19 protein-coding genes are annotated in these 20,506 nt (G+C 68.5%); 13 read left to right on the forward strand and 6 right to left on the reverse strand.

The window, feature by feature from the left end:
• The first annotated feature begins 13 nt into the window (after positions 1 to 13).
• Positions 14 to 679: a lysostaphin resistance A-like protein gene (locus ABZ824_RS14720; protein WP_356963663.1), complete on the forward strand. Its 666-nt coding sequence runs from the start codon at positions 14 to 16 to the stop codon at positions 677 to 679.
• 157 nt (positions 680 to 836) lie between these two features.
• Complete coding sequence (locus tag ABZ824_RS14725; protein ID WP_355076959.1) at positions 837 to 1,226, forward strand: sterol carrier family protein; 390 nt, start codon at positions 837 to 839, stop codon at positions 1,224 to 1,226.
• Positions 1,227 to 1,256: 30 nt separating this feature from the next.
• Here the strand turns inward: ABZ824_RS14725 and ABZ824_RS14730 are convergent, their stop codons facing one another.
• Positions 1,257 to 2,525 carry an ABC transporter permease gene (locus tag ABZ824_RS14730; protein WP_356963890.1) on the reverse strand — a complete coding sequence of 423 codons (1,269 nt, stop codon included), beginning with the start codon at positions 2,523 to 2,525 and terminating at the stop codon, positions 1,257 to 1,259.
• Positions 2,526 to 2,730: 205 nt separating this feature from the next.
• Between ABZ824_RS14730 and purF the strand changes: the two genes are divergently transcribed.
• The 7 genes from purF to purM all read left to right on the forward strand — a co-directional run bounded on the left by purF (position 2,731) and on the right by purM (position 11,759).
• Positions 2,731 to 4,320, forward strand: coding sequence for an amidophosphoribosyltransferase (gene purF / locus ABZ824_RS14735; protein WP_355076960.1), 1,590 nt, complete (start codon positions 2,731 to 2,733; stop codon positions 4,318 to 4,320).
• Between the two features lie 64 nt (positions 4,321 to 4,384).
• Positions 4,385 to 4,771 carry a hypothetical protein gene (locus tag ABZ824_RS14740; RefSeq protein WP_355076962.1) on the forward strand — a complete coding sequence of 129 codons (387 nt, stop codon included), beginning with the start codon at positions 4,385 to 4,387 and terminating at the stop codon, positions 4,769 to 4,771.
• A gap of 433 nt (positions 4,772 to 5,204) precedes the next feature.
• Positions 5,205 to 6,737 carry an ABC transporter substrate-binding protein gene (locus tag ABZ824_RS14745; RefSeq protein WP_356963891.1) on the forward strand — a complete coding sequence of 511 codons (1,533 nt, stop codon included), beginning with the start codon at positions 5,205 to 5,207 and terminating at the stop codon, positions 6,735 to 6,737.
• A 125-nt stretch (positions 6,738 to 6,862) separates the two neighbouring features.
• Positions 6,863 to 7,873, forward strand: a complete 1,011-nt coding sequence (locus tag ABZ824_RS14750; protein ID WP_356963892.1) for an ABC transporter permease — start codon at positions 6,863 to 6,865, stop codon at positions 7,871 to 7,873.
• An 83-nt stretch (positions 7,874 to 7,956) separates the two neighbouring features.
• Positions 7,957 to 8,871: an ABC transporter permease gene (locus ABZ824_RS14755; protein WP_356963893.1), complete on the forward strand. Its 915-nt coding sequence runs from the start codon at positions 7,957 to 7,959 to the stop codon at positions 8,869 to 8,871.
• A complete protein-coding gene (locus ABZ824_RS14760) occupies positions 8,864 to 10,552 on the forward strand; it encodes an ABC transporter ATP-binding protein (RefSeq protein ID WP_356963664.1) in 1,689 nt (562 codons plus the stop codon). Before ABZ824_RS14755 ends, ABZ824_RS14760 begins: the two co-directional genes overlap by 8 nt.
• Positions 10,553 to 10,682: 130 nt before the next feature.
• The gene (purM, locus tag ABZ824_RS14765) at positions 10,683 to 11,759 is read left to right on the forward strand and encodes a phosphoribosylformylglycinamidine cyclo-ligase (protein ID WP_355076965.1); all 1,077 of its coding nucleotides are present in this window, start codon (positions 10,683 to 10,685) and stop codon (positions 11,757 to 11,759) included.
• Between the two features lie 149 nt (positions 11,760 to 11,908).
• On the opposite strand, the gene ABZ824_RS14770 is transcribed toward purM, so the two are convergent.
• The 5 genes from ABZ824_RS14770 to ABZ824_RS14790 all read right to left on the reverse strand — a co-directional run bounded on the left by ABZ824_RS14770 (position 11,909) and on the right by ABZ824_RS14790 (position 15,512).
• Positions 11,909 to 12,121: a DUF3073 domain-containing protein gene (locus tag ABZ824_RS14770; RefSeq protein ID WP_039794982.1), complete on the reverse strand. Its 213-nt coding sequence runs from the start codon at positions 12,119 to 12,121 to the stop codon at positions 11,909 to 11,911.
• Positions 12,122 to 12,296: 175 nt separating this feature from the next.
• Positions 12,297 to 13,250 carry an asparaginase gene (locus tag ABZ824_RS14775; protein ID WP_356963665.1) on the reverse strand — a complete coding sequence of 318 codons (954 nt, stop codon included), beginning with the start codon at positions 13,248 to 13,250 and terminating at the stop codon, positions 12,297 to 12,299.
• On the reverse strand, positions 13,247 to 13,963 hold the full coding sequence (locus ABZ824_RS14780; RefSeq protein ID WP_355076969.1) for an MOSC domain-containing protein: 717 nt from the start codon (positions 13,961 to 13,963) through the stop codon (positions 13,247 to 13,249). Before ABZ824_RS14780 ends, ABZ824_RS14775 begins: the two co-directional genes overlap by 4 nt.
• Positions 13,964 to 14,064: 101 nt before the next feature.
• Positions 14,065 to 15,177 carry a folate-binding protein gene (locus ABZ824_RS14785; RefSeq protein WP_356963666.1) on the reverse strand — a complete coding sequence of 371 codons (1,113 nt, stop codon included), beginning with the start codon at positions 15,175 to 15,177 and terminating at the stop codon, positions 14,065 to 14,067.
• An 89-nt stretch (positions 15,178 to 15,266) separates the two neighbouring features.
• Complete coding sequence (locus ABZ824_RS14790; protein WP_355077071.1) at positions 15,267 to 15,512, reverse strand: hypothetical protein; 246 nt, start codon at positions 15,510 to 15,512, stop codon at positions 15,267 to 15,269.
• Between ABZ824_RS14790 and ABZ824_RS14795 the strand changes: the two genes are divergently transcribed.
• From ABZ824_RS14795 to ABZ824_RS14810, 4 genes are all read left to right on the forward strand, one after another.
• Positions 15,420 to 16,280 carry an aminodeoxychorismate lyase gene (locus tag ABZ824_RS14795; protein ID WP_356963894.1) on the forward strand — a complete coding sequence of 287 codons (861 nt, stop codon included), beginning with the start codon at positions 15,420 to 15,422 and terminating at the stop codon, positions 16,278 to 16,280. The genes ABZ824_RS14790 and ABZ824_RS14795 overlap by 93 nt on opposite strands.
• A gap of 176 nt (positions 16,281 to 16,456) precedes the next feature.
• A complete protein-coding gene (locus tag ABZ824_RS14800) occupies positions 16,457 to 17,947 on the forward strand; it encodes a cytochrome ubiquinol oxidase subunit I (protein ID WP_356963667.1) in 1,491 nt (496 codons plus the stop codon).
• Between the two features lie 9 nt (positions 17,948 to 17,956).
• The gene (gene cydB, locus ABZ824_RS14805; protein ID WP_355076974.1) at positions 17,957 to 18,988 is read left to right on the forward strand and encodes a cytochrome d ubiquinol oxidase subunit II; all 1,032 of its coding nucleotides are present in this window, start codon (positions 17,957 to 17,959) and stop codon (positions 18,986 to 18,988) included.
• Between the two features lie 4 nt (positions 18,989 to 18,992).
• The coding region (locus ABZ824_RS14810) for an ABC transporter transmembrane domain-containing protein (RefSeq protein ID WP_356963668.1) at positions 18,993 to 20,506 on the forward strand (1,514 nt) is incomplete at its 3' end.

Below are 20,506 nucleotides of genomic sequence, written 5' to 3' on the forward strand. Positions count from 1 at the left end.
CCAGGAACGGGCCGTGCGAACCATTGCGGCCGTTGCCGTTCCGTTGTTCTGGAGCAACGTGGTCCTGCCCCGCCTCCGTCTCGGCATCCGCGGACGAACCGCCGCCAATGCCGGTTTCGCCACCGCCTACGCGGTCGCGCTGCGCGCCGAACCTGGCCGCTGGTCGAAGAGTGGCGTGCGCTGCGGGCTGCTCGCCGCGTCGGTCGTCGTGGCCGGTTACGCAGCGGCCCTTGCCGTTCCGTCGCTGCGATGGCAACTGGCCGAACTCGCTGAACGGGGGCCCGCTGTGTCGACGCAGGAGTGGGTGGCTGTGCACATTCCTCTCGGGACTGTCTACAGCGAGGAACTCGTCTTCCGCGGCACGCTGGATCCCATGCTGGACCGCCTTTTCGGTCCGCGAGCCGGTGCATTGGTCGGCGCGACGACCTTCGGACTCTGGCACATCACTCCCGCGCGGGCCGTGGGCGACAGTGTTCCCGCCACTGTGGCGGTAACTACGGCGGGCGGACTCGTGTTCGGTTCGCTGCGTCGCCGCACCGCGGGCACCGCCGCCCCCGCGGTGCTGCACCTCGCCATGAACGCGGGCGGAGCGATCGCTCCGCGCCTGGCCCGCCACTTCCTGGGTTCCGCGCGGGCGATGCGGGGTGGCACGTTCGGACCTCGGGACAACTGTGGATGAATTCGCAACTCCGGCTTCGGATGTACCGCGAGCCCGTTGACGGGGCGGCCGACGCCGGGCACCGCGCCGACACCGTCGTGTCGACCGCCCTCGCCGAAGCACGGCTCAGGTCGATCACGTGCGCGCGGCGAACGGAGCGCGAAGTAGGGTCGGGCAGGTGGCAGGACGAGGCACGGTCGACCCCGCGCAGACGCGGGCAGCGGTGGCGGTGGTGAGCGAATGGTTGCGTGACGAGTCGGTCGACGCGCCCGCGCGCGCCGAACTCGCGGCGGCTGTGCGTACCACGGCGCGCTCGCTGGCGGCCTCCGCGCCCGGGCACTCGGTCGAGGTCCGGGTGCCGCCGTTCGTCGCGGTGCAGTGCGTCGAGGGCCCGCGGCACACCCGGGGTACACCGCCGAACGTCGTGGAGACCGACCCGCGTACCTGGCTGCTACTGGCCACCGGACTGCTCGAGTTCGACGACGCGCTCGACTCCGGCGCGGTGAGCGCGTCCGGCACCCGCGCGGCCGAGATCACGCACTGGCTGCCGATCGTCCGAGTCGACTGAGACCGAGCCGATCGTTTCGGCGCGGACAGTTCACGCCCGGACGATGTTGCGGCGCTCCAGCCCCTTGCGGTCGTAGAAGCGGGTGACCGACGCGCCGAAGATCAGCCCGATCGCGAGCCCGAGGACCGCCATCCACACACCACGCGTGAGCCCGGCCTCGAAATCGGCGTCGAAGTACAGGATCGACCGCACACCGAGGAACACCTGGTGCATGGGTTCGAAGGAGGCGAGCCAGCCGAAATATCGCGGCGTCGCCTCGATCGGCACGGTGCCGCCCGAGGACGGCAGGCCGAGGATGACGAACAGGATGAGGTTCACCAGCAGGCCCGCCGAGCCGATCGCCGCCAGCATGGACAGCCCGGTCACGCCGACGGCGATCATGGCGAGCGCGCTGTAGAGGTACAGGGCCAGCGGATTGCCGATCGGCATGTCCAGCAATTCGCCCACGACGAGGAACACTCCGGCGACGATGTTCGCCGCCAGCACGAACACGCCCCACTTGATCAGCAGCGTCTTGAACCGCGAGATCGGCGTGGGCGGGTAGTGCACGTACCACGGGCCGTACTCGGTGGGCACGAAACCGAGCTGCGCATCGATCATGGTGTGGATGACCATCGCGCCGACCACGCCGGCCAGCAGCAGCAACAGGGCGTAGAAGAACGCGGTCAGGCCCTGGCCGCTACCGTGCGGCAGCGGGTGGTACTGCTGCTGCACCACCTCGATCGGCGACGCCAGCGCCACCCTGGTCGCGCCGGTCAGTTCGGGTGCGGGCGGACCGCCGGGACGCGGGGCCAGCTGTGCGTTCACCTGGTCGAGCAACTGCTTGCCGACCTGCTTGTTCACCTCGGTCAGCGCCTCGTTGCCGACCCGCAGCACGATCTGCGTGCCGAACGCGCCCGCGCGCGGGTTGGTCTGCACCGTGATGATCGGGCGCGGGATATCACCGGGTATGACACTGCCCACACCCAGATTGCCGAGCTGCTTGCTGAAATCGCTCGGGATGACGATCGCGCCGTAGACCTGTCCGGACTGCATCTGCCGCTCGGACTCGTTGATGCTGAGCACGCGCAGGTCGACCTTGTCCGACGGCACTCCGGCGGCCAGCGCCTCGGTGATCTGATCGCCGAAATTGACCTTCTGCTCGGCGCTCCCGCTGCCGATGGTGTCGCCGACATCCTGGTTCACCAGGGCGATCGGGAAGTCGTGCAGGTTCTTCTCCGGATCGACGACATAGTCGAGGTACATGATGCCCAGCAGCGCGGTGAGCAGGCTCAACACCGCGACGGGAAACAGCACCATCCGAGGCCATGGCCTGCGCACCGGCCCCGTCGTGCCCGCGTCGTCCGTAGTCGTCACGGTCCGCACCGTAACAGCCGAAGGCGTCGCGGCGACCCCGCTTCGGTCACCTGGAATTGCTGCTCGGATGCGGCGGCGGTGCGCGGGCACCGCCGCGGCATCCGTAGAATGAAATCTGCCCCCAGCCCGCCCGAACAGGGAGCAAACGGTGACCAACGCCGAACTGCCGGTCCAGAGCATTTCCGCCGCCTCGTGTCCCACCCCGGACGTCGACGAGAACGAGCCGCGCGAGGAGTGCGGAGTCTTCGGAGTCTGGGCGCCGAGCGAAGAAGTGGCGAAACTCACGTATTACGGGCTTTATGCTCTGCAACACCGTGGACAGGAGGCGGCGGGCATCGCGGTGTCGGACGGCTCGCAGATCCTCGTGTTCAAGGATCTCGGACTGGTCAGCCAGGTGTTCGACGAGCAGACGCTGGCGGCCATGCCGGGTCACATCGCCGTCGGTCACTGTCGCTACTCCACAACGGGCGGGGTGACCTGGGAGAACGCTCAGCCCATCTTCCGCACCACCGCGGTGGGCTCCGGACTTGCCCTGGGGCACAACGGCAATCTGGTCAACACCGCCGAATTGGCCGGCCGTGCACGGGAACTCGGCCTGCTCGCCTCCGTCCGGGGCGGGCGCCCGCAGCCCGCCGCGGCGACGTCCGACTCCGACGTGGTCACCGCGCTGCTCGCGCACGCCGCCGCCGACTCCAGCATCGAGCGGGCCGCGATGGAACTGCTGCCCACCCTGAAGGGCGCGTTCTGCCTGACCTTCATGGACGAGCACACCCTCTACGCCGCGCGCGACCCGCACGGCGTGCGCCCGCTGTGCCTGGGCAGGCTGGAGCGTGGCTGGGTCGTTGCCAGTGAGACCGCCGCGCTGGACATCGTCGGGGCCGCCTTCGTCCGCGAGATCGAACCCGGCGAATTGCTGGCGATCGATGCCGACGGCGTGCGCTCGATGCGCTTCGCCAACCCCGAGCCCAAGGGCTGCGTCTTCGAATACGTGTATCTGGCGCGGCCGGACAGCACCATCGCGGGCCGGTCGGTGCACGCCACCCGGGTGGAGATCGGCCGTCGCCTGGCGAAGGAGCACCCGGTCGACGCCGATCTGGTGATCCCGGTTCCCGAATCCGGCACACCGGCCGCCGTCGGTTACGCGCAGGGGTCGGGCGTGCCCTACGGCCAGGGCCTGATGAAGAACGCCTACGTCGGCCGCACGTTCATCCAGCCCAGCCAGACCATCCGTCAGCTCGGCATCCGGCTCAAGCTCAATCCGCTGCGCGAGGTCATCCGCGGCAAGCGCCTGATCGTCGTGGACGACTCGATCGTGCGTGGCAACACCCAGCGCGCGCTGATCCGGATGTTGCGCGAGGCTGGCGCGTTGGAGATCCACGTGCGGATCGCCTCGCCGCCGGTGAAGTGGCCCTGCTTCTACGGCATCGACTTCGCCTCGCGGGCGGAACTGATCGCCAACGGAGCGGGCACCGAGGGTGACGTCGCGGACATGGTCGAGGGCGTGCGCCGGTCGATCGGCGCCGATACCCTCGGCTACATCTCGCTCGACGGCATGATCGCCGCCACCGAACAGCCGCGCTCGCGGCTGTGCGCCGCGTGCTTCGACGGCAACTATCCGATCCCGCTGCCCACCGAGGCCGCGATCGGGAAGAACGTGCTCGAGGGCATGCTCACCGGTCAGACCGAGGCCGAACTGCTGGGCGACAACGCGAATGCGAGCGCGCTGAGCCGTCCCTGAACGCGGGACGTCGCGCGGGATCCGCGTAACCGAACTCGCTCACCGCGTGCCGCACAATGAGCGCATGGATGCGAAGTACGCCGCCGCGCTGGAGCCCGTGCGTCGGGATCTGGCCGCTACCTGCGCTGTCCAGCCCATCGTGGTCGAGGAGACGCATCAGGGCATGGACTGGGTGATGTTCTACGAGCCGGACGGTAGCGGCGCCGGGATCGGACCGCTGGTCGGCGACGACTACGCGGAGCAGGTGGCGTATCTCGCCGACAAGGCGCACGAGTGGGCGGTAGAGGCGTTGTGGACGGCGGGCGAGTCACCGGTGTGGCCGGTGTGCCCGAGACATCCGAACACTCATCCGCTGGCGGCGGGCGTGAGCGGCGGGGTGGCGGTGTGGTCGTGTCCGAGGACACGTGCGATGGTGGCGCCAATAGGGCAGTTGGGAGTCAGCGTGCCGTGACCCCGAACGTCGTTGACGATCACGAACCACCGCTGAGGTTCGGGCCAGTCGCGCTGTTGGGCGAGAACGCGATGCGCTGCTGATGCTGTTCGCTGTCTCGCGCGGTGATGTGGCCTGCTCGAGACATCACGCGGTGCACCGTCCGGCGATTCTGGACGTACGACCGGTTTTTCGGGCCGGTCGTAGTCGCCGCGCATAACACCTGCTGAGAGCGCCGCGGATTTTCTTCGAAAACGTAACGTGCCGAAAATGCTTCGTAGGTACGGTGCCGATCAGATCGGAAGTTCACCCGTGTCCGCACCGGGCCTGCGATCCAGGGCAACGCGTGCGGCGCTCGAGAAGTGGGGCCGTGATGAGGAATTCGAGGTTGGGGCGACAGATCGGGACGCGAACCATCGCGGCCGTGGGCTTGCTGGCATTGGCGGGTTCGGTGCTGGCGGGATGCGGTTCCGGGCGAACCGGGGAGGGCGGTGACGGCGGCGGCTTGGTGGCGGGCACCACCGACAAGATCTTCTCGCTCGATCCCGCGGCCGCCTACGACAACGGGTCGCTGGTCGCCGAGACGCAGATCTATCAGTACCTGCTCAACTTCGCACCCGGTGACGCGACGCCGAAGCCGGACGCGGCCCAGAAGTGCGAGTTCACCACGCCCACGGTGTATACCTGCACGCTGAAAGACGGCCTGAAGTTCGCCAACGGCAACCCGCTGACCGCGACCAGCGTGAAGTTCTCCTTCGACCGGATGCTGCGGATCAACGACCCGAACGGTCCCGCCTCGCTGCTCGGCAACCTGGAGAAGACCGACGTAGTGGACCCGCGCACCGTCGCGTTCACGTTGAAGGTGGCCGACGATCAGACTTTCCCCGCGATCCTGCCCACCCAGGCCGGGCCGATCGTCGACGAGAAGGTATACGCGCCGGACAAGGTGATGCCGGACGAGGATGTGGTGAAGGCCAAGGGCTACTCCGGCCCGTACGCCATCGCCAGTTACGACAAGAACAAACTCGTCGAGTACCAGGCGTTCGCCGATTACAACGGCATCCTCGGCAAGCCGAAGACCGAGACGGTGTCCACCAAGTACTACGCCACCACCGACAACATGAAGCTCGACCTGCAGAACGGTTCGCTCGACGTCGGATATCGGTCGTTCACGCCCACCGACATCGAGTCGCTGCGCAACGACGGCAAGGTCGCCGTGCACGAGGGACCCGGCGGGGAACTCCGCTACATCGTGTTCAATCTGAACACCATGCCGGGTGGCACGCCCGCGCAGAAACTGGCCGTGCGCAAGGCCGTCGCGGCCACCGTCGACCGTGCCGCGCTCGCCGACGGCGTCTACAAGAAGACCTACCTGCCCGCGTATTCGTCCGTGCCGCAGGGCATGCCGGGCGCGGCCGAGCCGTTCAAGGAAATCTACGGCCCCCAGCCGAACAAGGACCAGGCGGCGAAGTTCCTCGCCGACGCGGGGGTCGCGACGCCGGTCGAGCTGAATCTCCAGTACAACCCCGACCACTACGGCTCCAGCAGCTCCGAGGAGTACGCGGCGATCAAGTCGCAACTGGAGGCAACGGGTTTGTTCAAGGTCGATCTCCAATCCACCGAATGGGTGACCTACCAGCGGGAACGCGCCCGTGATGCCTACCCGCTCTTCCAGTTCGGCTGGTTCCCGGACTTCCCGGACCCGGACAACTACCTTTCCCCGTTCTTCGGGCCGAACAACTTCCTGCAGTCGCATTTCGAAGACCCCGGCATCTCCGCCCAGCTGATCGCCCAGGCGACCCAGCCCGACAAGGACAAGCGGCTCGCGCAGATCCAGCAGGTGCAGCGTGATCTCGCGCAGAACTTCCTGCCGATCGTTCCGCTGCTGTCCGGCAAGCAGATCGCGGTCTCCGCCACCGGGGTGCAGGGTGTGGAACAGACGCTCGACGCATCGTTCAAGTTCCGCTATACGGTGCTGAGCAAGTGAGTTCCGGCGGTCCGGCCGGGCCCGGGGCGACCACATCGGCGGACATCGCGCCGACACCCGTCCGGGCCCGGCCCTTCGCCCTGCGGCGAACTGGCAAGGGCGGCGACGATTCACGCCACGGCGCGTTGCTGCGCTACCTCGGCGTCCGCCTGCTGCTGATTCCGGTGACCGCGTGGATCCTGGTCACGGTCGTGTTCTTCCTGATGCGCGTGGTCGGCGACCCGATCAGCGCGGCGATGGGCGGACGCATGACCCAGGAACAGATCGAGGCGCGCAAGGAGGCGGCCGGGCTGAACCGCCCGATCCTGACCCAGTACTGGGACTATCTGTCCGGGCTTCTGCACGGGGATCTCGGTCGCTCCCAGGACAACCGGGAGATCAGCGAGGTGGTGGTCACCTACGGCGCCGCCTCGCTGGAACTGGTGTGCTGGGCACTCGTGGTCGCGTTCGCGATCGGCGTCCCGCTGGGCAGGTACGCCGCCACCCGGCGGGATTCGGCCGCCGACACCACGTTGCGGTTGCTGGCCATCTTGTTCTACGCCGCGCCGGTGTTCTTCGTCGGCCTGCTGCTGAAGCTGGTGTTCGCGGTGCGACTCGGCTGGCTGCCGGTGGCGGGCCGGGCGAGCACCAATGTGGAACTGCGGCTGCAACACGTCTCGCCGAAGACCAACATCATGCTGATCGACGCGATCCTCTACGGCGACGCCGGATACCTGCTCGACGTGCTGAAACACGCCGTGCTGCCCGCCATCGCGCTCGGCTTGCTCACCGCGGGCATCTTCTTGCGGCTGGTGCGGATCAACCTGATCCAGACCCTCCGCGCCGACTACGTGGACGCGGCACGGGCCCGTGGCTTGTCCCGCCGCGTGGTGACCGGGCGGCATGCCTTCCGCAACGCGCTGATCCCGATCGTCACGGTGATGGGCATGCAGATCGCCATGATGCTCGGCGCCTCGGTGCTCACCGAGACCACGTTCGAGTGGAAAGGCCTCGGCTATCAATTCGCGCAATACCTCTCGGCGCGCGACTTCATCGCCGTGCAGGGCATCGTCGCGTTCATCGCGCTCATCGTGGCGGTGATGAGCTTCCTGGTCGACGTCCTGGTGGCGCTGATCGACCCGAGGGTGAGGTTCTGATGACGGCTCCGGAACTGCTGAACGAAACCCTGGTCACGCCACCCGCGGCGCGGCGGGGTGTACCCGGCCTCCGGTTGTTCTCGATGACCTCCGGTTTGCAGCGTGCGACGCTGGTCCTCGGACTGGCTCTGGTCGGTGTCTTCGTGGTCGCCGCGCTCTTCGCTCCGCTGATCGCACCGTACGGATTCGCCCAGAGTGCCGCCGACGGCGTCGATTTCGTTCGCCAGCAAGCACCGTCGGCCGAGCATTGGTTCGGCACCTCGGTGCGCGGGGAAGACGTGTTCTCCCGGGTGATCTATGGCGCGCGGACAGCCCTGTGGGTGATCACGATCTCCCTGCTGCTCTCGCTGCTGATCGGGGTACCGCTCGGACTGCTGTCCGGCTACGTCGGCCGGTGGCCGGACCGGTTGCTCGTGCTGTTCATGGACGCGATGTACGCGTTCCCGACATTGTTGCTGGCGATCGTGGTGTCCATCGTGGTCGCGGGCGGTCGCTCGACCAGCCTGGGCGGTGTGCTGTCCGCGGCGGTGGCCATCACGGCGGTCTTCGTCCCGCAGTACTTCCGGGTGGTGCGCAACGCGACCGTGGCCGTGAAGCAGGAGCCGTACGTCGACGCGGCGCGGGTAACCGGCGCGTCGACCACACGAATCCTGTTCCGGCACATCCTGGCCAATGTCACTCAATCGCTGCCGGTGATCATCACGCTCAACGGGTCGGAAGCCATCCTCACCCTGGCCGGCCTGGGTTTCCTCGGTTTCGGCATCGAACCGACCCAGGCCGCGGAATGGGGTTTCGATCTGAACAAAGCGCTGCCGGACGTGTCCAACGGCATCTGGTGGACGGGCATCTTTCCCGGTGTCGCCATCGTGCTCGTCGTGCTCGGCATGACCTTGGTAGGGGAAAGCCTCAACGAAGTGCTGAACCCCGTCCTGCGCACCCGCCGCGCCGCGGCGGTGGCCGGACCGGACGGCGGCGGAAAGGACGCGACCGATGCCTGAGTCCTCCGCGACGGAGCGGGGCCGCCCCGCCCTGTCCATCGAATCGTTGTCGGTCACCTTCGCCACCGACGCGGGGCCGGTGCACGCGGTCACCGACGTCTCCTACGAGGTCTACCCCGGCGAAGTGCTGGCCATCGTCGGGGAGTCCGGTTCGGGCAAGTCCGTGAGCTCACGCACCGCGATGGGCTTGCTGCCGGAGACGGCCACGGTGCGCGGCCTGGTCACCCTGGGGACCGAGCAGGTCACCACGATGAACGAGAGGCAGCTCACCGCATTGCGCGGCGGCGCGATCTCGATGGTGTTCCAGGAACCAGGCCTGGCCCTGGACCCGCTGTTCACCGTCGGCTTCCAGATCGGCGAGGCGCTGCGCGCACACACCGACCTGACCAAGAAGGCGGCCAAGGCGCGGGCGGTGGAACTCCTGCGCCTGGTCGGGTTGCCCGATCCGGAGCACCGGGTGGACTACTACCCGCATCAGCTCTCCGGCGGGCAGAAACAACGCGTGGTGATCGCCATCGCCATCGCCTGCGAGCCGAAGGTGATCATCGCCGACGAGCCGACCACGGCGCTGGACGTCACGGTGCAGGCCGAGATCCTCGCCCTGCTGCGGGGCCTGCGCGACCGGATCGGCAGCGCGATCGTGCTGATCACCCACAACATGGGCGTGGTCGCCGACATCGCCGACCGCGTGGTGGTGATGCGCGACGGAGCAGTGGTCGAGCAGGCGCCGGTGGACGAACTGTTCGCGCGTCCCACGGCGGACTACACCCGCGCCCTGCTTGCCGCGGTCCCGCACCTGGGTACCGAGCAGATCGAGCACGGCCCGCCCGACAGTGCCGAGACCGAGGGCGATCCGGTACTCGAGGTCCGTGATCTGGTGGTCGAATTTCCCGGCCCGTTCGGCAGGCCGCGTTTCCGCGCTGTCGACGGCGTGAGTCTGCGCATCGGTCCCGGCGAGACGCTCGGCCTGGTCGGTGAGTCCGGCTCGGGCAAGTCGACCATCGGCCGCTGCGTCGCGGCACTGCAACGGCCCACCTCCGGAACGGTGCGAGTGCGCGGGCAGGACATCGTGGGGTTGTCACAGCGCGCGCTGCGACCGATTCGGCGGCGCTTCGGATTCGTCTTCCAGGACCCGGCCAGTTCGCTGAATCCCCGGCTCACCGTGGGCGAGTGCGTGTCCGAACCGCTGCTCGTGCACAAGGCGGGCAGCTCGGCGGAGATTCGCGCCAGGGTGCGCCTGCTACTCGACGACGTGCGGTTGCCCGCGGGCGTCGAACGCCGGTACCCGCACGAGTTGTCCGGCGGGCAGCGTCAGCGTGCCAGCCTCGCCCGCGCGCTGGTGCTCGACCCGGACCTGCTGGTCGCCGACGAGCCGACCAGCGCGCTGGACGTCTCGGTGCAGGCCGCGGTGCTGGAGCTGTTCGGTCAGCTACAGCGCGAGTGCGGCTGGGCCTGCCTGTTCATCAGCCACGACCTGGCCGTGGTCGACCAGCTCGCCGACCGGATCGTGGTGCTGCGCGACGGTGCGGTGGTGGAAGCGGGCGATCGGAATCGCATCCTGCGCGCCCCACGGGAGGAGTACACCCGCCGCTTGGTCGCCGCGGTGCCGGTACCGGATCCGGTGCGGCAACGCCACCGCCGGGCACAGGCCGCGGGGTTCGATGGCGACGAGACGGACTGATCGTCCGCTTTACGGTTGGCTCTGCCCTATTGTCAAGAGGGCGAGCCAACACCGGTGCGGGGTCGTTATCCGGCTCCGGTAGCGTGAGCAGGCATCTATCCGCCGATTCGGTTTGGAGCTTTCCCCGAAAATGACTGAACAGACCCCCAGTGGTGGTGCTTCGTACGCCGCGGCAGGCGTGGACATCGAGGCAGGTGATCGCGCAGTCGAGTTGTTCGGGCCATTGGCGAAGAAGGCGACCCGGCCCGAGGTCCAAGGCGGCCTCGGCGGCTTCGCCGGGCTGTTCGCGCTGAAGGGCGGCTACCGGGAACCGTTGCTGGCGGCCTCCACCGACGGCGTCGGCACCAAGATCGCGGTGGCGCAGGCGATGGACAAACACGACACCGTCGGCCTCGACCTGGTGGCCATGGTGGTGGACGATCTCGTGGTCTGCGGCGCGGAGCCGCTGTTCCTCCAGGACTACATCGCCATCGGCAAGGTCGTCCCGGAGAAGGTCGCCGAACTCGTCTCCGGCATCGCCGAGGGCTGTGTGCGCGCCGGGTGCGCGCTGCTCGGCGGCGAGACCGCCGAGCATCCCGGGCTGATGGATCCGGACGACTACGACCTGTCCGCCACCGGCATCGGCGTGGTCGAAGCCGACGCGGTGCTCGGACCCGACCGGGTCCGTCCCGGCGACGTGGTGATCGCCATGGGGTCCTCCGGACTGCACTCCAACGGCTACAGTCTGGCCCGCAAGGTGCTGCTCGAGATCGATCGCATGTCGCTCACCGGCCACGTCGAGGAGTTCGGCCGCACCCTGGGCGAGGAACTGCTCGAGCCGACCAGGATCTACGCCAAGGACTGCCTCGCGCTGATCGCCGAAACCGATGTGCGCACGTTCGCCCACGTCACCGGCGGTGGCTTGGCGGCCAATCTCGCCCGGGTGCTGCCCGCGGGCATTGTGGCCGAGCTGGATCGAGGCACCTGGAACCCGGCGCCGGTGTTCAAGATGATCGCCCAGCGCGGCCGGGTCGAGCGGCCCGAGATGGAGAAGACGTTCAACATGGGCGTCGGCATGGTCGCCGTCGTCGCTCCCGAGGATGTGGACCGGGCGCTGGCGGTGCTGACCGCACGGCACATCGAGTGCTGGACGCTGGGCACGGTCAAGAAGGCCAAGGACGCCGACGCCGCGCGCGCCGTGCTGGTCGGTGAGCATCCGCGGTTCTGATTCGCGGTGAAGACACGTGAGAGTCCCGCATCTATGTACGATGCGGGACTCCGGTGTGTTGCAAGCCTTTTCGGCGCCAGAGACGTCAACCCGCGACAACGATCGAAGGGGGAGGCCCGTCGGCCTCCCCCTTCAGACGTAAATCCGAGTCAGCGGCGCCAGTCGTCGTAGTCGTCGTCCTCGTCCCAGCGGGACAAGGAGTCGTCCGCGTCGTGCTCATCGGACAGCACACCACCACTCCGCTGGGAGTTGGGGCTTCCCGAAAGCTCGCGCTGAAGGCTCGCGAAGTCGGTCGTGGGCGAGCTGTACTTCAGCTCGCGTGCGACCTTGGTCTGCTTTGCCTTAGCCCGGCCACGGCCCATGGCTGACCCCCTCGCGTCACAGCGGGGCGGCCTGGGGTTTGGTGGCGGCCCCGTTCGAATTAATACTCTTCCTGACAGACACTTTAGCGTGTGTCCGGCGGTCTCGCTTCCAGGAGTGGGTGAAGAACTCCGGAACCAGTGCCGTTTGCCCGCTTGTCGCCCTGCCGTGGAATAGCTAGACGACCCCGGGTATAGCACGAATCACACCGACTCGGATACCCCCGCCCAGCACCGCGGGGGCCGCCAGCTCCGCGTGCGCATCGGTCCACTCGATTCCCATTCGGTGCAGAATCGCCAGCGTCAGCGGCATTCGCGCGCGATCGTGGCCGTCTTCGATCTTGTACGCGAAAGCCGATCCGTCCGGCAGCGCGCCCGCGTGCACACCATCCGCGCCGATCTTGCACACCAGCCCGGGAGTGGCCAGCATGGTCAGCAGATCGGGCGCGTTCGTGCCGGAAATCACTCGCGGATGCGCGCGCACCGCGTCGGCGACCCGGCGTTCCGGGCTCCCCGGCTCGGCCGTCGCGATGGTCGAGAACACCCGCGCGAGGTTGACGAGCGAGACCGGGATGATCGGCAATCCGCAGCCGTCGATGCCCAGATCGGCTTCCGGCTCGCCGGTCAGGTCGGCCACGGTCGCGATCACCGCGCGCTGCAGCGGATGCGCCCGGTCCTGGTAGCCCTCGGTCGGCCAGCCGTTGATCGCGCAGGTCGCGAGCATCGCCGCGTGTTTGCCCGAGCAGTTCATGTAGATGGGGCGGGGTTGTCCTCCGCCGGACAGCAACGCGGTGCGGGCGCCCTCGTCGTACGGCAGATCGGCCGGGCAGGCCAGGGCGGATTCGGGCAGGGTGAACCGGTCCAGCAGCCTGCGCACCAGCGCGACATGGTCGGGTTCGCCGTAGTGCGAGGCGGTGGCGATCGCCAGTTCGGCGTCATCGACCGGCTGGAAACCGTTGCGCAGCAGGGTGATCGCCTGCATCGGCTTGTTCGTCGAGCGCGGGAAGATCGGCAGGTGCACTTCGCCGAGTTCGAGGGTGGGCTCGCCCGCGGCGTCGAGCACCACCACCGAGCCGCGGTGCACGCATTCACGGAAGCCCGAGCGGACCACTTCGACCAGTTCCACACTCACGATTTCGCTCCCGTGCCGATGTCGTCGGTGCTCGTCGTCGCGTGCCGGTGCGCGGTGGCGCGCACGGCGTTGCCATGCCTGCGCGCGTGCCGTTCCACTTGCATGCGCACGTCGTCGGAGATGGTCGGCTCGTCGGCGAGCAGGATCGCCAGCAGATCCGGATCGGCGCCGGTGAACAGATCGCGGACCGTGATGCCGTGCTCGGGGACGTGTACCACCGAGATCCGGTCGCCCGCCGCGATCGTGCCCTCGGTGAGCACCCGCAGATAGGCGCCGGTATCGCTGCGCAGGGTGAACCGTTTGACCCACTGCTGCTCGCCGCTCCAGTGCTGGAACGTGGCGCACGGCACGCGCGGAGCGCTCACCTCCAGCACGGTGTCACCGACCGTCCAGCGCGCGCCGATCACCGAGTCGCTGACCGGAAGGCCACGCACGCGCAGGTTTTCGCCGAACCAGCCCGCGGGCAGTTCCCGGCCGAGCTCCGTGCCCCAGCGGCGGGCGTCCTCGTCGGCGTAGGCGTAGACGGCCTGGTGCACGCCGCCGTGATGCTTGGTGTTGCAGACGTGATCGCCGTCCAAGCCGAGGGCGCGTACCGCGACTCGTCCCGCCGCCGGGCGCTTGTCGATGGCGCTGCGACCGACCCTTCCCGGTACCTCGATATCGGCGTGCACGACGCACGCCGCGAGCACCTCTCCGGAATCACCGACGCGCATGAACGGCGCTCCTCTCGTCACGAATGGGGAGCTCGGCGCTGAGCAAGAGTGCGGATGTCGGCTGAGGAAAACGTGCCGCTTGCCGGTGGCCGGTCAACAGGTCAGCGCCCACGCAGCCGGTCGACCGCGAGCCGGCCCGCTTGCGGTTCGTCGTCGGAGGGCATCGAATCGGGATCGATGGACGCCGCGACCGGGCCGGCGACCAGCGCGGTGTCGGCCGGAACCGCGCGCTTGACCAGCGCGAGGGCGATCGGGCCGAGTTCGAAGTGGTCGACGACCGTGCCGAGCCTGCCGACCGCGCGGCCGCCGGCGGTGACGTCGTCGCCGATGACCGGGCGCTCGTCCGCCGAGCCGTCCAGGTGCAGCAGCAACAGGTGCCGCGGCGGTTTGCCGAGGTTGTGCACCCTGGCCACCGTCTCCTGGCCGCGGTAGCAGCCCTTGTCCAGGTGGACGGCTCCGTGTTCGGCGACGCCGCCGATCCAGCGGGCCTCGTGCGGGATGGTCCGCTCGTCGGTGTCCGATCCGATCCGCGGCCGGACGGCCGCGACGCGCAATGCCTCGAACGCCCACATTCCGGCGGGAACGGCGCCTGCCGCGGTGAGCCGGTCCCACAGGCCGGTCAGCTGATCGCGCGGGACGACCAAGTCGAAGGAGTCGGCCGTCGGCCACGGCATCCGGCGCAGGAATCCGCCGCCGGGCAGCGGCGTCGCCTCGTACACGCCGGGAAGGGCGGTGATGCCGAGTGTTTCGGCCAGGTCTGCCACTCCGGGGCCGAGCAGGCCGAGTACCGCGTGGTCGGCGGCTTCGGGTTTGGCATCGGCCCAGAAGACCATCTTCTGCAGGAACGCGAGCAGGTCGGGTCCGCGCTCGGCTTCGGTATCGATCCAGACGGCGCCGTCCAGTTCGGTGAGCACGAAGTGATGCTGGACCCGGCCGTTCAAATCCAGGTCGAGGTTCTCGGCGGACTGCCCGTCGCCGAGGGTGGCGACATGCTGACTGGAGATGGTGTGCAACCAGGAGAGCCGCTCCGCGCCGGTGATGCGCAGCACGAATCGGTGTGACCGGTCGACGATCGCGGCGCGCTGCACCGCGGCGCGCTGCTCGCCGAACGGATCGCCGTAATGCCACGCGACGGCGGCGTCGGGCGAACCCGCCGCTCCCGCGACGGCTCCCGACACACTGAGGATGGGGCTGGGCGCAACGACCACGGACACCTCTCCCACTCTAGGCGGGCCCGCCCGGCGGTGCGCGAACCGGGCCAGGGCGCCGGAGAACGGCATAGCCGATCGGCATTGTCCGAGCATTACAGCGGGCCGCGTGGGGCGGCTGCACAAAAGGTCTGGCAAAAGCGGCCGTGACATAGGCATTGTCCGCTCACACCGCCTACGCTCGTCGCATGGTGGATCGAGTTCTGGTAACTCTCGATGGCGCGGTCCGGGATGCGGATGCGCCGTTGTTGTTTGCGGACGATATTGGCGTATTGCGTGGCGATGGTGTCTTCGAAACGGTGCTCGTGCGCGCGGGCGTCGCGTGTGCGATCGAATTTCATCTAGGCAGATTGCGCCGCTCCGCCCAGGCGCTCGATCTGCCCGAGCCGGAACTGGGCAAATGGCGCGAGGCGGTGGAGACCGCCGCCAAGGAGTGGGGCAGCGAGCGCGAAGGCGTGATGCGGCTGGTGCTCACCCGCGGGCGCGACTCCGAGCTGGCCGCAACGCCCGACAAGGTCAAGACCGGTGACCTCGCCGCCGCCGTGCCCGTGCCGACCGCTTTCGTGCTCGTGGTGCCGGTGCCCGAGCGCGTCGAGAAGGCCCGCACCGAGGGCGTCGCCGTGGTGAGCCTGTCGCGGGGCATCTCGGTCGACCTCGCGCAAGCGGCGCCATGGCAACTGCTCGGTGCCAAGACGCTGTCCTATGCCACCAATATGGCCGCCCTGCGGTTCGCCGCGCGGATGGGCGCGGAGGACGTGATCTTCACCAGCACGGAGAACCGGGTGCTGGAGGGGCCGCGATCCACCGTGGTGATCGCCCGCGACAAGCAGCTGATCACGCCGCCCGCGAAGAACGGTGTGCTGCCCGGCGTCACCCAGCGCGCGCTGTTCGCCGAAGCCGAGAAGGCCGGCTGGCAATGCCGCTACGACTCGCTGTTCACCGCCGACCTGCTCACTTGTGACAGCATCTGGATGCTGTCGAGCATTTCGCTTGCGGCGCGGGTGAATTCGCTGGACGGGCTGCGGATGTCCGCGCCGGACAACGCCGAAGAGATCATCGGGCTGGTCGATCGCGGTATCGAGCGGGCGGGAGCCATCGGCGACTGGTGAGTGTGCGCCGCTCCGTGATCTCCGTCCTACTCGGGCGGGCACGGGGCGGTGATGAGCACGGAAAACAGGCCGAACCGGCAGTATCAGCCCTGGTGGCGTGGCCTAGGACTCATTTTTCGAGGTCTGCTCCGGCGTAGGCTTTACTACGACATGTCGTAGACACGCAGGAGGCCGGCTTGAACGCCTTGGACATCTCCCGATGGCAGTTCGGCATCACAACCGTTTACCACTTCCTGCTGGTGCCGCTGACCATCGGTCTCGCGCCGCTGGTCGCTGCCATGCAGACGGCATGGGTCGTCACCGGCAAGCAGCACTGGCTGCGGCTGACGAAGTTCTTCGGCAAGCTGTTCCTGATCAACTTCGCGCTCGGCGTCGCGACCGGCATCGTGCAGGAGTTCCAGTTCGGCATGAACTGGAGCGAGTACTCCCGCTTCGTCGGTGACGTGTTCGGCGCCCCGCTCGCGCTGGAAGGGCTGATCGCCTTCTTCATGGAGTCGACCTTCCTCGGACTGTGGATCTTCGGCTGGACCCGGTTGCCGAAACTGCTGCACCTCGGCGCGATTTGGATGGTCGCGATCGGCGTGAACGCCTCGGCGTACTTCATCGTCGCGGCCAACTCGTTCATGCAGCATCCGGTCGGCGCCCGCTACAACCCGGAAACCGGTCGCGCGGAGCTGGAGAGCATCGTGAAGGTGCTCACCAACAACACCTTGCTGGCGGCTTTCCCGCACGTGGTGGCCGGATCCTTCCTCACGGCGGGCACCTTCGTCGTCGGCATCGCCGGCTGGTGGATGGTGCGCAACGCGCGCAGTGGCGACGAGGCGAAGTCGGCTGACGCGCGCGAGATGTGGCGGCCCGCCGCGCGTGCGGGCATCGTCGTGGTGATCGCGGCGATGGCCGCTCTGGTCTACACCGGCGACGTGCAGGGCAAGCTGATGTTCGAGCAGCAGCCGATGAAGATGGCCTCGGCGGAATCGCTGTGCCACACCGCCCTCGACCCCGATTTCTCCGTGCTGACCGTCGGCACGCACAACAACTGCGACAGCGTGACGCACGTGCTCGAAGTGCCCTATGTGCTGCCCTGGCTGGCGAAGGGGGAGTTCACCGGTGTGACGCTGGACGGCGTCGTCGACCTGCAGAAGACCTACAACGAGAAGTTCGGTGTCGGTGACTACCGGCCCAACCTGTTCGTCACCTACTGGTCGTTCCGTGCCATGATCGGGCTGTCGGCGGGTTCGGTGCTGCTCGCGCTGGCCGGGCTCTGGCTGACCCGCCGCGGACGAGTGCCGGACCAGCGCTGGTTCGCCTGGCTGAGCCTGCTGGCCATACCCACCCCGTTTTTGGCCAACAGCGCCGGGTGGGTGTTCACCGAGATGGGGCGGCAGCCCTGGGTGGTCGCGCCCAACCCAACCGGCGACCCGAATCTGCGCCTCACCGTTCAGCAGGGCGTCTCCGATCACGCGCCAGGCGTCGTGCTGTTCTCGCTGATCACCTTCACGCTGCTGTACGGCGCGCTCGCGTTCGTGTGGTTCTTCCTGATGCGCCGGTACGTGATCCACGGACCGGATCCGGCGGCGCCCGCCGCCGAACCGCACGACACGGATACGACTTCGGGCGAACGCCGCCCCGAAGAGCCCGCCGTCGAACAACTTTCGTTCGCCTACTAGGAGCCGGCGATGAGTCTGCAAGAGTTCTGGTTCGTCCTGATCGGTGTGCTGTTCACCGGCTACTTCGTGCTGGAGGGCTTCGATTTCGGCGTCGGCATGCTCATGCCGATCCTCGGCAAGGGGTCCGACCGGCGCAGGCGCGCGGTGCTCAACACGATCGGGCCGGTGTGGGACGCCAACGAAGTCTGGTTGATCACCGCGGGCGCCGCGATGTTCGCGGCGTTCCCGGAGTGGTACGCGAGTCTGTTCTCCGGCTTCTACCTGGCGTTGCTGCTGGTGCTCGTCGCGCTGATCCTGCGGATCTGCGCCATCGAGTACCGCGGCAAGATCGATGATCCGCGCTGGCGGGCCCGCTGCGACATCGGCATCGGCATCGGCTCCTGGGTTCCGGCGCTGGCGTGGGGCTGGGTGTTCGCCAATGTGGTGCACGGTGTCCCGCTGAACGAGAAGAAGCAGTTCGCGGGCTCGGTCGCCGACTTGTTCGGGCCCTACGCCCTGCTCGGCGGGCTGGCGACCGGACTGCTGTTCGCGCTGCACGGAGCGATGTTCCTGGTGCTCAAGACCGCGGGCGAGGTCCGCGACGACGCACGACGCACCGCCCGGCTGCTGCTCGTCCCGACCGTGGTCGTCGTCGGCGGATTCGGATTGTGGACGCAGCTGGCCTACGGGAACGACTGGACCTGGATCCCATTGGGGCTGGCCGTGCTCGGTCTGGTCGTGGCGGCGGCGGCCGATCTCGCGCAGCGCGACGGGTGGGCGTTCACCGGCACCACGGTGACCGTCGCGGCGGCGACCGCGCTGCTGTTCGGTTCGCTGTTCCCCGCGGTGCTTCCCTCGACGATCGATGCGGCGTTCGACCTGACGGTCTACAACGCGTCCTCCACGCCGTACACGCTGAAGGTGATGAGCTGGGCCGCCGCGCTGGTCACGCCGGTCGTGCTGGTGTACCAGGGCTGGACGTACTGGGTGTTCCGCAAGCGCATCACCGTCGAGCAGATCCCGCCCCCGGTCGGCCTGCCCCTGCGGGTCGCGCAGGATTGACGCCATGGCCCGCCCGCCGATCGATCCGCGCCTGTGGCGTTATGCCCGCTCGGCGCGCAGCTACCTCGCGCTGAGCGTGGCGCTGTCGCTGGTCGTCACCGGCGCGATCGTGGTCGCGGCGGTGCTGATCGGGCGGGTGCTCGCCGGGGTGGTCACCGATCCGAGTGCGCGCACGCTCGGCGCGTGGACGGTCGAACTCGTCGTGCTCGCGGTCGCGATCGCGGCCCGGGTGCTCGCCACGTGGGCGCAGTCCCGGCTGGCGCACCGAGCGGGCGCGAGCGTGGTGGCGGAGCTGGAAGGCGCGGTGCTCGGTGCGGGCGCACGGCTGTCGCCTCGCGAACTCGACGCGCGTCGAACGGAATTGGCCGTGGTCGTCGGCACGGGCCTGTCCGGGCTGCGCGGATATCTCGTCGGCTACCTGCCCGCTCTGCTGCTGGCGGTGCTGGTTCCACCGATCGTGCTCGCGGTCATCGCGGCCCACGATGTGACTTCCGGTGTGATCGTGGTGATCACCTTGCCGCTCATCCCGATCTTCATGATCCTCATCGGGCTGCTGACCCAGGGCCGGGCGGAAGCCACGCTCGCGGCCACCACCCGGCTGTCGGACCAAATGCTCGATCTGTTCGCGGGCATGCCGACATTGCGTGCGCTCGGCCGCGAGACCGGCGACGCGGAACCCGAGCCCACTGCGCGGGGACAGCGGAACGACACCGGGACGGGCGGTTCGACCGGACACGCGCACACCATGCGGCACCGTGTTCGCGATCTCGGCGACGCGCTGCGCCGGCGCACCATGGGCGCGCTCCGCATCGCCTTCCTGTCTTCCATGGTGCTGGAGTTGCTCGCCACGCTGAGCGTGGCACTGATCGCGGTCTCCATCGGGCTGCGACTGGTCTTCGGTGAGATGAGTCTTTACGCGGGCTTGGTGGTGCTGGTGCTCGCCCCGGAGGTGTATCTGCCGCTGCGCATGGTGGGCGAACGTTTCCATGCCGCCCAGGACGGTATGGCGGCCGCGGACCGAGCGTTCGCGATCCTCGAGTCCACGCCCGCCGAACCGACCGAGCGGCTACCCGGCCACGGCGCGCGGCGAGCGGCGGCGCACGCCGGTGTGGGCGCACCGGACGAGTCGGCCCACGCGGGTACATGCGACTGTCGACGCACCGAGCCGGAGAAGGCCGTGGTGACGGCTCGCCGCGGCAGTCCCCAGGACTCCGGCGCGGCGACGGCGCCTGACCACGAGCCGGTCGAGTCGCTGTCCAGCCGGGGCGTGCAGGGGGTGGCGCGCGTCGATGCGGTGCGGGACGAGTCGACGCGCGCCGGTGCATGCGACCGCTGTGCCTTGCCGGAGGAAGCCGTGGTGACGGCTCGCCGCGGCAGTCCCCAGGACTTCGGCACGGCGACGGCGCCTGACCACGAGCCGGTGGAGTCGCTGTCCAGCCGGGGCGTGCAGGGGGTGGCGCGCGTCGATGCGGTGCGGGACGAGTCGACGCGCGCCGGTGCATGCGACCGCTGTGCCTT

This window comes from Nocardia sp. NPDC047038 (genome assembly GCF_040644075.1).
Lineage (GTDB): Bacteria > Actinomycetota > Actinomycetes > Mycobacteriales > Mycobacteriaceae > Nocardia > Nocardia sichangensis.

Bases quoted from the DNA above. Each gene is read 5' to 3' on its own strand.
- ABZ824_RS14730 (WP_356963890.1), bottom strand. From the start codon at position 2,525: ATGGTGCTGTTTCCCGTCGCGGTGTTGAGCCTGCTCACCGCGCTGCTG.
- ABZ824_RS14740 (WP_355076962.1), top strand. From the start codon at position 4,385: ATGGATGCGAAGTACGCCGCCGCGCTGGAGCCCGTGCGTCGGGATCTG.
- ABZ824_RS14755 (WP_356963893.1), top strand. From the start codon at position 7,957: ATGACCTCCGGTTTGCAGCGTGCGACGCTGGTCCTCGGACTGGCTCTG.
- ABZ824_RS14760 (WP_356963664.1), top strand. From the start codon at position 8,864: ATGCCTGAGTCCTCCGCGACGGAGCGGGGCCGCCCCGCCCTGTCCATC.
- purM (WP_355076965.1), top strand. From the start codon at position 10,683: ATGACTGAACAGACCCCCAGTGGTGGTGCTTCGTACGCCGCGGCAGGC.
- ABZ824_RS14770 (WP_039794982.1), bottom strand. From the start codon at position 12,121: ATGGGCCGTGGCCGGGCTAAGGCAAAGCAGACCAAGGTCGCACGCGAG.
- ABZ824_RS14780 (WP_355076969.1), bottom strand. From the start codon at position 13,963: ATGCGCGTCGGTGATTCCGGAGAGGTGCTCGCGGCGTGCGTCGTGCAC.
- ABZ824_RS14790 (WP_355077071.1), bottom strand. From the start codon at position 15,512: ATGAAATTCGATCGCACACGCGACGCCCGCGCGCACGAGCACCGTTTC.
- cydB (WP_355076974.1), top strand. From the start codon at position 17,957: ATGAGTCTGCAAGAGTTCTGGTTCGTCCTGATCGGTGTGCTGTTCACC.